At 67.0% G+C, this 12,941-nt stretch carries 14 protein-coding genes and 1 tRNA gene; 4 read left to right on the top strand and 11 right to left on the bottom strand.

The window, feature by feature from the left end; translation table 11 throughout:
* The first annotated feature begins 7 nt into the window (after positions 1 to 7).
* From CXY78_RS12800 to CXY78_RS12790, 3 genes are all read left to right on the top strand, one after another.
* The gene (locus CXY78_RS12800; protein ID WP_092339109.1) at positions 8 to 436 is read left to right on the top strand and encodes a GNAT family N-acetyltransferase; all 429 of its coding nucleotides are present in this window, start codon (positions 8 to 10) and stop codon (positions 434 to 436) included.
* A gap of 190 nt (positions 437 to 626) precedes the next feature.
* A complete protein-coding gene (locus CXY78_RS22130) occupies positions 627 to 896 on the top strand; it encodes a sigma factor-like helix-turn-helix DNA-binding protein (RefSeq protein ID WP_104089647.1) in 270 nt (89 codons plus the stop codon).
* On the top strand, positions 893 to 1,441 hold the full coding sequence (locus CXY78_RS12790) for a hypothetical protein (RefSeq protein WP_092339113.1): 549 nt from the start codon (positions 893 to 895) through the stop codon (positions 1,439 to 1,441). Before CXY78_RS22130 ends, CXY78_RS12790 begins: the two co-directional genes overlap by 4 nt.
* A 233-nt stretch (positions 1,442 to 1,674) precedes the next feature.
* Here CXY78_RS12790 and CXY78_RS12785 read toward each other — a convergent pair.
* From CXY78_RS12785 to topA, 6 genes are all read right to left on the bottom strand, one after another.
* Positions 1,675 to 1,750 (bottom strand) — tRNA-Thr (locus tag CXY78_RS12785).
* 46 nt (positions 1,751 to 1,796) lie between these two features.
* Positions 1,797 to 2,435: a TetR/AcrR family transcriptional regulator gene (locus tag CXY78_RS12780; RefSeq protein WP_104089645.1), complete on the bottom strand. Its 639-nt coding sequence runs from the start codon at positions 2,433 to 2,435 to the stop codon at positions 1,797 to 1,799.
* A gap of 29 nt (positions 2,436 to 2,464) precedes the next feature.
* Complete coding sequence (locus CXY78_RS12775; protein ID WP_104089644.1) at positions 2,465 to 4,000, bottom strand: alpha/beta hydrolase; 1,536 nt, start codon at positions 3,998 to 4,000, stop codon at positions 2,465 to 2,467.
* A gap of 92 nt (positions 4,001 to 4,092) precedes the next feature.
* A complete protein-coding gene (locus CXY78_RS12770; RefSeq protein ID WP_104089643.1) occupies positions 4,093 to 5,295 on the bottom strand; it encodes a DNA polymerase III subunit delta' in 1,203 nt (400 codons plus the stop codon).
* Between the two features lie 75 nt (positions 5,296 to 5,370).
* Complete coding sequence (gene tmk / locus CXY78_RS12765) at positions 5,371 to 5,991, bottom strand: dTMP kinase (RefSeq protein WP_233197358.1); 621 nt, start codon at positions 5,989 to 5,991, stop codon at positions 5,371 to 5,373.
* A complete protein-coding gene (topA, locus tag CXY78_RS12760) occupies positions 5,988 to 8,981 on the bottom strand; it encodes a type I DNA topoisomerase (RefSeq protein WP_104089641.1) in 2,994 nt (997 codons plus the stop codon). The genes tmk and topA overlap by 4 nt, the downstream gene beginning before the upstream one ends.
* A gap of 206 nt (positions 8,982 to 9,187) precedes the next feature.
* On the opposite strand from topA, the gene CXY78_RS12755 reads away from it, so the two are divergent.
* Positions 9,188 to 9,424 (top strand): hypothetical protein, encoded by a 237-nt coding sequence (locus CXY78_RS12755; RefSeq protein WP_092339125.1) that lies wholly within the window; start codon positions 9,188 to 9,190, stop codon positions 9,422 to 9,424.
* 13 nt (positions 9,425 to 9,437) lie between these two features.
* On the opposite strand, the gene CXY78_RS12750 is transcribed toward CXY78_RS12755, so the two are convergent.
* The 5 genes from CXY78_RS12750 to CXY78_RS12730 all read right to left on the bottom strand — a co-directional run bounded on the left by CXY78_RS12750 (position 9,438) and on the right by CXY78_RS12730 (position 12,804).
* Positions 9,438 to 9,854: an Rv3654c family TadE-like protein gene (locus CXY78_RS12750; RefSeq protein WP_092339127.1), complete on the bottom strand. Its 417-nt coding sequence runs from the start codon at positions 9,852 to 9,854 to the stop codon at positions 9,438 to 9,440.
* The gene (locus CXY78_RS12745) at positions 9,851 to 10,207 is read right to left on the bottom strand and encodes a TadE family type IV pilus minor pilin (RefSeq protein ID WP_104089640.1); all 357 of its coding nucleotides are present in this window, start codon (positions 10,205 to 10,207) and stop codon (positions 9,851 to 9,853) included. The genes CXY78_RS12750 and CXY78_RS12745 overlap by 4 nt, the downstream gene beginning before the upstream one ends.
* Complete coding sequence (locus CXY78_RS12740) at positions 10,188 to 10,391, bottom strand: DUF4244 domain-containing protein (protein ID WP_092339129.1); 204 nt, start codon at positions 10,389 to 10,391, stop codon at positions 10,188 to 10,190. The genes CXY78_RS12745 and CXY78_RS12740 overlap by 20 nt, the downstream gene beginning before the upstream one ends.
* Positions 10,392 to 10,476: 85 nt before the next feature.
* Positions 10,477 to 11,505: a type II secretion system F family protein gene (locus CXY78_RS12735; protein WP_092339131.1), complete on the bottom strand. Its 1,029-nt coding sequence runs from the start codon at positions 11,503 to 11,505 to the stop codon at positions 10,477 to 10,479.
* A 42-nt stretch (positions 11,506 to 11,547) separates the two neighbouring features.
* Entirely contained in the window at positions 11,548 to 12,804 is a 1,257-nt protein-coding gene (locus CXY78_RS12730) for a TadA family conjugal transfer-associated ATPase (protein WP_369827305.1), read from the bottom strand.
* Positions 12,805 to 12,941 lie beyond the last annotated feature (137 nt).

Here is a 12,941-nt window from a genome sequence, read left to right as displayed (position 1 = left end):
TGGGACGATGAATGCAAATTATCGGTTCTCATCTGACGTTGCCGAGATCGACCGCGACCAGGTGCACCGCTGGATCAGCGAGCAGTCCTACTGGGCGCCCGAGCGATCACGCTCACGACAAGACGCAGCGATTGACGGCTCACGCAACTTCGGCGTGTACGACACCGTGTCCAACCGGCAGGTCGCCTACGCGCGCGTCATCACCGACGGCGTCACGTTTGCCTGGCTCTGCGATGTCTTCGTCGACCCCGCCGTTCGCGGTCACGGCATTGGCAAGGCCCTCATCGCGGGGATTCTCGAGGAGTGCGATCCCCTGGGACTGAGGCGCATCGCCCTCTCGACCAACGATGCACACGGCCTGTATTCCAATCTCGGGTTCTCCACTTTGATCGCCCCGGAGACGTGGATGGAGCGCATCGTCAACCCCGGCGTGTAGCCAAGAGACGACTATCTGCTCCGCGCGTGCGACCCCCCGGAGACGTGGGATCTACAACCGCCTTCGCGATACAGAAGATGTCTTTCGCGCCGAAATCCTGCACCCCTTGGCAAAATGAACCGAAGCGTGTAACACTCTGACTGCGGCCGGACATTATTAGGTATGACTGACTTTGACGCAGACGCCAGCGATGCAGACGTGTGGTCGCAGGTGCGCGCGGGCAACGGCCAGTCGTTCGGGGTGCTCTTCGACCGGCACCGCGACCGGGTCTTCCGCTACAGCTTCAGGCTGGGAAATCCTCTCGCTCTGTGTTCTCGAAGAGCTCTCGGCACCAGACGTCGGCGAGATCCTCGGCATCGCCCCCGGCGCAGTCCGCGCACGCCTCATGCGCGCCAAACGGCGCCTCAGCCACACCCTTGACATCGATTCCTTGACAGTTCCCTCAGGAGAGACACGATGAATACGAACGATGACAGCCGCCCCGTGTTCAACGAAGCGCGCAGCGCCTCGATGCGCGCGATGCTGGTCGATGTTGCAGAAATCGGCACCACCCAGAATCGTCGATTCCGAGTGGCTCAACGAGCGTGGACCGTCGTGCCGGCCGCCCTCCTGGTGATCGGCCTCTCAGCGGGCATGTTTTTCGCCACCCAACCAGTGACCGATCAGTACTCAGTCGCCTGCTTCGCCCGCGCCGAACTGGACTGGCGCGGAGCCTTCCCCGGCACGACCGGCGCGTCCCTCATCGGCACAACCGATGGCTCAGACGGAGGATCATCCCCCATCACCGACGCCATCGCGTTCTGTTCCGACCTGTGGGCGCAGCACGCACTCGATGCCAGCTCCCCCAACGGAACACCTCCCGGCCCCGGATACGAAGATCGCACCTTCTCCCACCCCGTGCCCAGCCCCCTGACCGAGTGCGTCATGAAAAACGGCACAGCGGCCGTTATCCCCGGCGGCCCCGACGTGTGCAGCCGACTCGGCCTCGCCTCAAAATCCCAATAGGCCGCCCGCATCGGCACCACCCACGCAGACCGCTGATGCTCGAGAACTTGGCCGGCCTTCTCAGCTACCAAGTTCTAGACACTTCAACACCGCGTGTGCTGCTCGACCCAGTTCAGCTCCGCGAAGAATGTGAAAACCACCAGGGCGTGGGCAAATTGTGGGCAAATCCGGTAAATTCGGAGAAACATACCACTCAGTCAGTTTTGGAAACCAACTCTGACCAGGAGTTTTAGTGGAGCCGCCTGTCAGAATCGAACTGACGACCTTCTCATTACGAGTGAGATGCTCTACCAACTGAGCTAAGGCGGCGATACCAGAACACCCCATAAGGCACTCGGTGACACAGCAGCCAAGCCTAGTCGTTTCTGCGAGTGATTCTGTACACCTCGGCGAACGAGGCGTCCACGCGCTCCGAGAGAGGGCTCGCACCGTCCCCCTCGGCCCAGCACCGCCAGGCATGACGGATGGCGGCCACGGCCACCAGAGTGAACAGCAGGGCGCGCTGGTGCAGCTCGGCTGCGTCGTGAGCGGGGGCGGGGGCATCCGCTTTGAAGCGTTGCTCGATGATCTGCTGCAACTGGTCTTCGAAGTCGCGCAGGGTGGCCATGCGCATGCCGAACAGGTAGGCATTTTCCCTCATGACCGTGCGTCGCAGCTGGTGGATCTCGCGGTCGTCCTCTGTGCGCTGCAGGCTCTTGGAGAGCAGCACGGCCAGATCGGCCAGCACGTCGTTGTCGGGACCGCCAGCGACAAACACCTCGATATCTTCAGCGGATGCCAGTCCCGGCGCGTCCCCGATGAGGGCGGCGTCTTTGGAGGAGAAATAGTTGAAGAACGTGCGCGGCGACACGTTGGCGACGCGGCTGATGTCTTCGACGGTGACATGGTCGATGCCGCGCTCGCGGGACAAAGTCAGCACGGCGTGCTGGATGGCCCGCCGGGTGGCGAGGCGCTTGCGCTCGCGCAGTCCGAGCAGTTCAGTATCGATCGACATGCCGCAATTATTTCACAGCACGCAAAATGCTAGCACTGGGGGTCGGAGGCGGGCACGATTCCGTCCACCAGATACGAGTCGACGGCATCGTTCACACAGGAGTTCGACTTGTTGTAGGCGGTGTGTCCTTCGCCGGTGTAGGTCACGAGGCTGCCGCTGTCGAGCTGCTCGGCCAATTGCTGCGCCCAGACGTAGGGGGTGGCCGGGTCGTTGGTGGTACCGACGACGAGAATGGGTGCCGCGCCCGGCGCATGAATCTCGGTGCGTTCGCCGGTGAACTTGTACGGCCAGTCGGCGCAGCCGATGTCGCCGAAGCTCATGAACGGGCCGATCACCGGTGCTGCAGCCTCGAGCTCGGCAGCCTGAGCACGCATCACGGTCGGGTCGGCGTTGTACGGATAGTCTATGCAGTTGATCGCCATGAACGACTCGGTGGAGTTGTCGGTGTAGTCGCCGTTTGCGTCCCGGCCGTTGTAGGCATCCGCAAATTGAAACGCGCCCTCGGCGCTGCCGTGCAGCACGGTGTCCAGCATCGTGCTCAATTGCGGCCACGCGGTGGCCTGATAGAGCGGGTAGATGATCGCGGTGAGCAGCGCGTTTCCGCCGAGCTGACGGCCGTCTGTGGCGGTGATCGGGCTTGCGTCGACGGATTTCAGCAGCGCACCGATCGTCGTCATCGCGCTGTCGATACTGCCACGGAAGGGGCAGTCCTCGCCCGCCAGGCAGTCACTGAGGTAAGCGCGCAGGGCGTTTTCGAAGCCCACCGCCTGGGTCTTGGTGACCTCGAAGTTACTGGTCGAGGGGTCGACGGCACCGTCGAGCACGAGGCGGCCGACCTTCTCGGGAAAGAGTTCGGCGTAGGTGGCTCCGAGGAAGGTGCCGTAGGAGTAGCCGAGGTAGTTCAGGTGGGTGTCGCCGAGTACGGCGCGCAGCAGGTCAAGGTCGCGGGCGGCGCTCTTGGTGTCAACCGTGCCGAGCAGCGGCCCGGTGCGCTGGGCACACGCCGCAGCGAAGGCGTCAGAGGAGGCTTTCAGCTCGGCGATCCAGGCATCCGTTCCGCGCTCGGCGGTCGTGAGCCCGTAGACGTACTCATCCATCTCCGCGGAGTCATAGCAGACGACCGCCGAGGAACGCCCGACTCCCCGAGGGTCAAACCCGACGATGTCGAAGCTCGCCTGCAGGGTGGAGTCGGTGGCGTAGTCGAGGGAATCCTTGATGAAGTCGTAGCCGGAACCGCCCGGCCCACCGGGATTCACCAGCAGCGAGCCAATCCGGTCATTGCCGGTGGCGACGTGGCGTACCAGGGCCAGCGAGACATCGCCGGCGGCCGGATCGGTGTAGTCGAGCGGCGCTGACGCATCGGTGCACTGCAAGCCGTCGCCACAGTCGCTCCACTGCAGCACCTGGCTGTAGAACGGGTCGAGGTCGTTCGTCACCTGCTCGCCGGTGGGGGTGGACTCGGTCGGGCCGGCATCCGTCGCGAACCAGGAGGCGCATCCGCTCAGCGCGAGGGTGAGGGCCAGGGCTGCGGCGGTGATGCTGGTGGCGCGAGTGCGTCGGTTCAACGGGTTCCTCTTTCATAGCGTGAAGCGGATGCTGCGGTTCAGGCTACCGAAAGCGGCTGGGAGTCACTGCGTATGGTGGCGCTGGGGGCGTCTTACTGGGGGCGGCGGATCGCCGACACGAGCATCGCCTCGAGGGCGAGAGCCGGGGCGACGTTGCCCTGAATGCGCTGGCGGGCCACGGCGATGGCGTCCATCGTGGCGACCGTGGTTGCTGGGCTGCCGGCCACACTGGCCGTGCGCAGTTCGGCGAGCAGTTCGAGGTTGATCACGGCGTGTTCCCGTCCGAGCTGCACCATGCAGACATCGCGATAGAGCGAGGCGAGGTCGACCAGAATACGGTCGATGCCGTCGTGCAGGCTGCGCTTCGCCCGGCGCTTCTGGTCGTCTTCGAGGTCTTTGATCTGGCTACGTAGCCCCGGTGGCACGGACTGCCCGGCTTCGACACCAAGCGAGCGCAGCATGTCGTCGCGCTCGGCGGCATCCAGCTCGACGGTAATCGCCTTCGCGTCGTCACCGGCGATCGCGAGCAGTCGAGCGGCAGCGTTGACGGCAGACGACACCGAGCGGATGCCGAGAGCCGCGCGCAGGGTCTCCTCGCGTCGTGCCCGCGCATCAGCGTTGGTGGCGAGCCGCCGAGCCATACCGATGTGGCTCTGGGCGAGGCGGGCGCTGAGCTCGGCGATGACGGGGTCGACGCCGTTGCGGCGCACGAGCAGGTCGGCGACGTCGGCGACGCTCGGCACGCGCAGACGAACCGTGCGCACGCGCGAGCGGATGGTGGGGAGCAGGTCGGCCTCGCTCGGCGCGCACAGAATCCACACCGTGCGTTCGGGCGGTTCTTCGAGGGCTTTTAGCAGCACATTCGAGGTGCGCTCGACCATGCGGTCGGCATCTTCGACCACGACGACCCGGTAACGACCGACCGAGGGCGAGTATTGCGAGCGGGCGACGGCCTCCTTGACGGTCTTCATCGGGATGATGACGCCCTCGGTCGTCAGCACGCTGAGGTCGGGGTGGGTGCGCGCCTCCACCTGACGGGCGGCCGCGAGGTCGCCGTCGGGGGTGCCCGGGCTCAGCAGGGCCGCCGCAAAAGCGAAAGCGAGGTTGGAGCGGCCGGAGCCGGGCGGGCCGGTGATGAGCCAGGCGTGCGTCATGGAACTGGATTCGGCGGTGGCGGTGCTGCCGGCCGCTCCCCCGGCATCCGCTGCACCGGTGGTCGACGGCACCCGCTGCGCCGCCGCCCGGAAGATGGCGATCGCGTCGGCCTGTCCCGTTAGGTTGTCCCACACTGCCATGAGTCAAGGGTAACCCGCGCCGCCGACAGGCCGCGTCCGCACTCCCGTAACCGGATGGGGCCTGGGCCCCGTCCCTTAAAGAAGGAGGGGGAGGACGCGGGACCGGATGGTGGCGGCGATCTCGGCGACGGGGGCGGCGGCATCCACTACCAGGAACCGGTCGGGTTCGGCGGCGGCCAGGTCGAGGAACGCGGCGCGCACGCGGGCATGAAAGTCGTTCTTCTCCGCTTCGAGCCGGTCGAAGACCTTGTCGTCGGCGTCGAGCCGGGCCCGGGCGGCACGCGAGTCGAGGTCGAGAAGCACGGTCAGGTCGGGCAGCAGTCCTTCGGCAGCCCAGAGCGACAGGTCGCGCACCTCGGAGGCGCCGAGCACGCGGCCGGCTCCCTGGTAAGCCACGGAGGAGTCGAGGTAGCGGTCCTGCACGATTACGTCGCCGCGGGCGAGCGCGGGCCGCAGCTTGGTGCCCACGTGCTGGGCACGGTCGGCGGCGTAGAGCAGGGCCTCGGCGCGCGGGTCGACCTCGCCGCGGTGGTGCAGCACGATCTGGCGAATCTCGACTCCGACATCCGTTCCGCCGGGCTCGCGGGTGCGCACCACGGTGCGCCCCCGCGCTTCGAGCCAGTCGGTGAGCAACTGCGCCTGAGTGGTCTTGCCGGATCCGTCGCCGCCCTCGAGGGTGATGAACAGACCGGTCACGAGACCTTCGGCGCGATCGTTGTCGTGGCGGCGGATTCTGCGGCCGAACTGGCAGCCTTTTTCACTGCAGGCTTTTTCGCAGCCAGCTTCTTGACCACGGGTGCGCCGGTCAGCGCGGCCTTGGCCGCCGCATTCTTGGCGCGGGTAGCGGCTGCCTTCTTCGCGGTCGCCGCCTTGGCCGCAGCGGTCGGCGCCTTCTTGACTGCCGGCTTCTTGGCAGCGGCTTTCTTGGCCGGTGCCTTCTTGCGGGGAGCCGCCGGACCCTTGGCCCGCTTGTCGGCGAGCAGCTGCACGGCCCGGTCGAAGTCGATCTCCTCGATGTCCTCCGACTTGGGAATCGTCGCGTTGGTGACCCCGTCGGTCACATACGCTCCGAACCGGCCGTCCTTGATCTTGATCGCCTTGCCGCTCTCCGGGTCGGGCGCTTCGAACTCTTTCAGTGCGCTCGACGCCCGGCGGGCGCCGTACTTCGGCTGGGCATACAGCTCGATCGCACCCGGCAGGTCGATGTCGAAGATCTGGTCTTCGCTCGTGAGCGACCGGGTGTCGATGCCCTTCTTGAGGTACGGCCCGAACTTGCCGTTCTGGGCCAGAATCTCGGTACCGGTCTCTGGGTCGAGCCCGACGACGCGCGGCAGCGCGAGCAGGCGCAGGGCCGTTTCGAGGTCGACGGCGGCCAGGTCCATTGACTTGAAAATGGATGCTGTGCGCGGCTTGTCCGCCGCGGCCACCTTTTTCGCGGCCGGCTTGCGCTTCGGCTTGGCCACGGTGACCTCGCCGGTGACGGGGTCGATCGTCTCGACCGGAGCCACGACGACGACCGGAGCAACCGGCTCGGCCGGTGCCGGCGCGAGCTCGGTAACGTACGGCCCGAAGCGGCCGTCCTTGGCGACGATTTCCTTGCCGTTGTCGGGGTTGAGGCCGATCACGCGGTCGGTGACGACCGGGGCGTCGATGAGCTCGCGAGCCTTGGTGGCGGTCAGTTCGTCGGGCGCGAGTTCCGGCGGGATGTTGACTCGGCGGGGCGGGGCATCCGCTGCCGCATCGGGGTCGATGACCTCGAGATAGGGGCCGTACTTTCCGATGCGCAGGGTGATGTCGTCGCTGATGGCGACCGAGTTGATCACGCGCGGGTCGATCTCACCGAGGTTGTCGATGACCTGGCGCAGGCCGCGGTGCTTGTCGCTGCCGAAGTAGAAGCTGGTGAGCCAGTCCAGGCGGTTGGCTTCGCCGCCGGCGATGCGGTCGAGGTCGTCTTCCATCTCGGCGGTGAAGTCGTATTCGACCAGGTCGCCGAAGAATTCTTCGAGCAGGCGCACGACCGAGAAAGCGATCCAGTTGGGAACGAGCGACTGACCGCGCGGCGTGACATAGCCGCGCTCGGTGATGGTCGAGATGATCGAGGCGAACGTCGAGGGGCGCCCGATGCCGAGCTCTTCGAGCTTCTTCACCAGGCTGGCCTCGGTGTACCGGGCGGCCGGGGTGGTCTCGTGGCCCTTGGCTTCGAGCTCGAGCAGGGTCAGTGTCTGGCCCTCTTCGAGCGGCGGCAGCTTGGACTCGGTCGCATCCGTCGACGCGTTGCGCTCCTCGTCCTTGGACTCTTCATAGGCAAGCATGAAGCCGCGAAAGGTGATGACCGTTCCGCTGGCTCCGAATTCGGCGAGCGCACCCGAGGCGGAGGGGTGCTCCGACGTGCCGGTCGGGCCGGCCGCGATGGTCACCGAGGCGGTTGAGCCGGTGGCGTCCTTCATCTGCGAGGCGACGGTGCGCTTCCAGATCAGGTCGTACAGCTTGAAGTCGTTGCCGCGCAGGCTGGAGGCAAGCGAGGTCGGGGTGCGGAAGGTGTCGCCGGAGGGGCGAATTGCCTCGTGCGCTTCCTGGGCGTTCTTGCTCTTGCCCTTGTAGGCGCGCGGGGCATCCGGAACCGTCTCGGCGCCGTAGAGTGCCGCGGCCTGGGTGCGGGCAGCCGTGAGGGCCTGCTGCCCGAGCGACGGCGAGTCGGTACGCATATAGGTGATGTACCCGTTTTCGTACAGCGACTGGGCGACGCTCATGGTCTGCCGTGCGGTGAAGCGCAGCTTGCGTGCCGCTTCCTGCTGCAGGGTCGAGGTGGTGAACGGAGCTGCGGGGCTGCGACGGTAGGGCTTGGAGGTGACCTTGGTGACCTCGAGCTTCACACCGGGGGCCCGCAGCGCGGTCGTCAACGCCTGGGCGGCGGAGGCGTCCAGTGTGACGGCCTTCACTGTGGGCTTGAGCGCACCGGAGTCGTCGAAGTCGCCACCGGTGGCAATGCGCTCACCGTTCAGTCGAACGAGCTTCGCGTCGAACGCCTGCTCTGTTTCTGAAGCGGATGCTGCCAGTCGCGCCAGCAGATCCCAGTAGCCGGCGGAGACGAACGCGAGGCGCTCCTTCTCCCGGTCGACGACGAGGCGGGTCGCGGCGCTCTGCACGCGGCCGGCGGACAGACCGGGGCCGACCTTGCGCCACAGCACCGGGGAGATCTCGTAACCGTAGATGCGGTCGAGGATGCGGCGGGTTTCCTGCGCGTCGACGAGGGCGGTGTCGAGGTCGCGGGTGTTGTCTTTGGCTGCGAGGATGGCGTCTTTGGTGATCTCGTGGAACACCATGCGCTTGACCGGAACCTTGGGCTGCAGCACCTGCAGCAGGTGCCAGGCAATGGCCTCGCCCTCGCGGTCCTCATCAGTTGCGAGCAGGAGTTCGTTCGCATTTTTGAGGGCCCGCTTGAGTTCGCTGACAGTCTTCTTCTTGGCGTCGCTGACCACGTAGTACGGTTCGAAACCGTTCTCCACATCGACCGAGAATCGGCCGAGGGCACCCTTCTTGAGCTCAGGCGGCAGGTTTTTCGGCTCGATCAGATCGCGAATATGACCAACCGAAGACAAAACTTCGTAGCCGTCGCCGAGATACGCGGCGATCGACTTCATCTTGGTCGGTGATTCAACAATGACCAGCTTCTTAGTGCCTGGCACCAGACTCCTCTTTATACGTAGTGACCAAATGTGGGCCAAGGCACACCATACACACCGGAATGGAGTGCGCGCCTAATCGACGGGCACGTCTCGGCGCGTCCCGCTCGCACACACGGCGCTCCCAGCCCGTGCTCAGTTCGCTCAGAGCATGCAGCACAACAATCCCAAACCCTTGCTGTTTGCCCGCCCCAGTGCAGAATAGACCCATGGGTACAATGACGGCCACATACACCGCGAAGTTGACGGACGGGCCCCTTCAGGGCAAGACAATCACGACGACTTTTCTCGACTCGGGTGATCCGCAGCCGCGCATCGAGATTCCGGCCGATTCCGGCAAGCGCTATCTCTACGCGCGCGGCGCCGGCCTGGAATTCGAAGGCTCCGACTTCCCCGGCCGCCCGAGCGCGGTCGAGTACCGCTACCTCGAGGTGCTCCTCTCGTAGTTAGCTCGTCAGATCAGGCTGGCGGCCCGGCCCGAGCACTCGCGGAGATGTCGATGCCGTGCACCCGCCGCCGCACCGAAACGGACGCGATCAGTCCCGTTACCGTGCAGCTTGTGACGGTGGTCTCGTTCATCGTGGCGACGGCATCCGCTGCCTCACAGGGGAAGCCCGGGATGGCACCGGAGGCTGTGTCGGCGGCGGCGAGCGCGGCTGCATCGGCCGCGTTCGCGACGGACCGGCCCGCGGTGAGCAGCCCGAGAACCGACACGACGAGGGTTGTCAGCAGCACGGTGGCAGCGAGCACGGCGAGCGCGAGGATCGACCCGGCTCCCCGCTCGGTCGAGCCAGGCCCGGTCTCGGGCCAGACTCCAAACCCGGAAGTTCCGGTCCGGGAGGCCCTGTCGCTCGGCGTGCCGATTCCCTCGCTCATTGGCCGCCGGCCAGAGCGCAGGACTGTGCTTCGAGGGTGAGGCCCGCGAAGATTCCCGGCGCACGCGTGACGACGCGCGCGCAGACGAACTCGCCGCGGCGCTCCGGAGCCAGACTGACGCCCGCCACGGTTTGATGCACGAGCCCCGCAGCCCGTACCGCGCTGTCGCCGCGGGCGAGCGAACGCGCGGCGCTGGCGGCAGCATCCGTCAACCGCACCTGCACACCAATAACCTGAACAGCACCGAGGCAGCAGGCCAGCACCAGCACGACCGCCGGCAGTGCCGTGGCGAACTCAGCGGTCGTGCTGCCCCGGCTACTTCGCCCACTTTGGCTACCCGATACTGAGGGCACGTCGCACCAGATCGGTGAGCATTCCGCGCACCTCGTCGCTGCGCAGAATGACGATGAGCAGCCCGGCGAACCCGACCGCGGCCATCGTGGCGACAACGTATTCCGCCGTCGCTGCTCCGGCCTCGTCGGCCAGTTTTTTCAGGGTGGTCTTTGTATACACGGACTCGTCTCCTTCGGCGTCCATCGACGCGGGTTGGGCGGCACGAGCACGTTCACTCTGCTCCGATCCGCTGGCGCGGGCGGCGGCATCCGCTTATCTGTGGACAGTTTTAGAACGTCGTCAGGGTGGAGGAGAGCACGCTGAGCAACAACGGCACGACGCCGACCAGCATGAACGCGGGCAACACGCACAGGCCGAGCGGCAGCATGAGCGTCACGGAGAGTGTCGCGGCCCGGCGCTGCCCCGCGCTGCGGGCATCGCGCCGAAGCTGTTCGGCCTCGCTGCGCAGTAGTTCCGCCGCAGGAACTCCCGCACGCGTCGAGAGGTCGAGTACCCGGTCAACCGGGTCACCGACGTCGCCCGCGTCGCCCGCTGCAATGCCGTAGCGCTCGGCGGCAGCCTGCACCAGTGCACGGGAGCGGTCGATGGAACCTCCGCCGCTCATAGCGATGGCCATGAGTTCCAGTCGCAGCCCCGGCGTGAGGTCGGTCGGGCCGGCCCGACGCACCAACGCCCGGTTCCAGCCTGCGGCGGCGAGCATCAGCAGAGCGCCGCCGCCGAGGCAAACCCACCCAGGCACGGTCGCGAACAGGGTGTGCAGGGAGTCGAAGCCCATAAGGCTGCCGAAGACGACCCCGATCAGCGGCAGCACCATCACCAGCCGGGCGGTCGCGCGCGGAGCCGCCAGCGCCACCTCGAGATCGCGCTGCACCTGGGCGAGTTCCCGCAGGGATGCGGCGAGTTCGCGCAGGCAGCCGGCCAGCGGCGCACCAGCCTGGGTTGCTACCTGCCAGGCCGCAGCGAGTCCGAACCAGGCGTGCTCGGCCTCAGCGGCCGCGCCGTTCCGGCGTCGCCCGGGTGCGGCAGTCGCCGGACGTGCGGCACGGCCCTCCGAAGGATTCTCACGGCCCAGCCTTCGTGCCTGACCAGCGATCGCATCGGCCACGCTGTCACCCCGGGCCGCGGCGCGCGCTGCAGCACGCAGGATGCCCGTGGTCCCCGAATCCACCAGTAGTGACGGCGGTAACAGATAGCCCCAAGCGGACACCGGGGACACACCCGCCGACAGCAATACCGCCAGCCGTTGGGTCACTGCCGCGACCTCTTCGATCGGCGGGACAGCATCAGCTCGGCGCACGGTTGTCCCCTGGCCGAATCGTGGCTGGTTGATCGCCCCGCATCAGACCGCCTCGATCGAGAGCCGGTCTCGGCCGTCGAGCGTGAAACGGCCGACGGCGTCGAGTCGGCGTACCCCGTCGGTGCGTTCCAGGTGCAGCACCAGGCCGATCGCGCTCACGGTCTGCCGGGCCACGGCGGAAGCGCTCATGCCGGCGAGAGAACCGAGCGCCTCCAGACGGGCCGGAACGTCTTCGAGCGAATTCGCGTGCAGCGTGCCCGCTCCCCCGTCGTGACCGGTGTTGAGCGCGGCGAGCAGTTCCCGAATCTCCGACCCGCGGCACTCGCCGAGCACGAGCCGATCCGGCCGCATGCGCAGCGCCTCCCGCAGCAGCGCCTCCAGGCCGATGCGCCCGGCCCCCTCCAGATTGGCCTGCCTGGCCTCGAGGGCCACCACGTGCGGATGCCGGATGCGCAACTCGGCGACATCTTCGATCGCGACGATGCGCTCGTTGTCCGGCGCTTCGCCGAGCAGCGCTGCCAGCAGCGTGGTCTTTCCGCTCCCGGCAGCACCGGTGATCAGCAGATTCTGGCGGCCGCGCACAGCGGCACGCAGCCGACCCAATCGGGCAGCGGCTGCCTCCCCCACGCCAAACAAACCGGCGTCAGCAAGTGCACCAAGGCTCCGGTCGGCGGCGTGGGGAAGCCGAATCGAGAGGAGGGTTCCAGTGCTCGAGACCGGTGGAAGCACGGCGTGCACCCGAATGCCGTCGGCCAGTCGCACGTCGACGCACGGGCTCGCTTCGTCAATGTGCCGCCCGCCCAGAGCGATCAGCCGTACGGCCAGCTCGCGCACTTCGGCCTCGCCGAGCTGCCAGGCCGGCGCGAATGCGAGACCGTGCCCGGCGTCGATCCACAGACCGGCATCTCCGTTGACGAACAGATCAGTGGTCTCCGGGGCGGCAGCATAGCTGGCCAGCGGGCCCAGCGCCCGCACGTTCAGTCGCTCGTTGCCGACCAGCGACAGGGTCGTCGGGGTGGTCTGCGGTCTCGCGCCAGCGGCATCCGCTGTCGGCGAACGGTGCCGGGCGGAGTTCACAGGCGGCGGTGCGGCTCCAGAACCCGACGTGCCCGACGTGCCCGACTGTGCCACCGCCGGGCCGACCGGCGGCGCCGCCCAGGGATCGGCCACAGCTGGCGAGCCCGAATAGGCAACGCCCGAGACGGCAGCGCCCGAACCGACAGCACTCGGCATGGCCGACACTGCAACGGCCGCGACCGGAACGGCGTACGACGGAACGGCAACGAAAGGCTGGCCCATGCTTCGACGGTACGGCCAGCCGTGCCGGCGCCGGCTCGGCCGGCACAATCTGTGGACAACCGGCGGGCCGAGGAAGCAGGGGAGGAGCCGCACCGGCACGACTTTTCACCCACATCAACTCCGCGCACCCGCCATAA

It is taken from the genome of Cryobacterium sp. N19 (assembly GCF_002929595.1).
GTDB lineage: Bacteria > Actinomycetota > Actinomycetes > Actinomycetales > Microbacteriaceae > Cryobacterium > Cryobacterium flavum.
The sequence above is the reverse complement of the archived record's forward strand: the minus strand, read 5'-3'. Positions and strand labels throughout refer to the sequence as shown.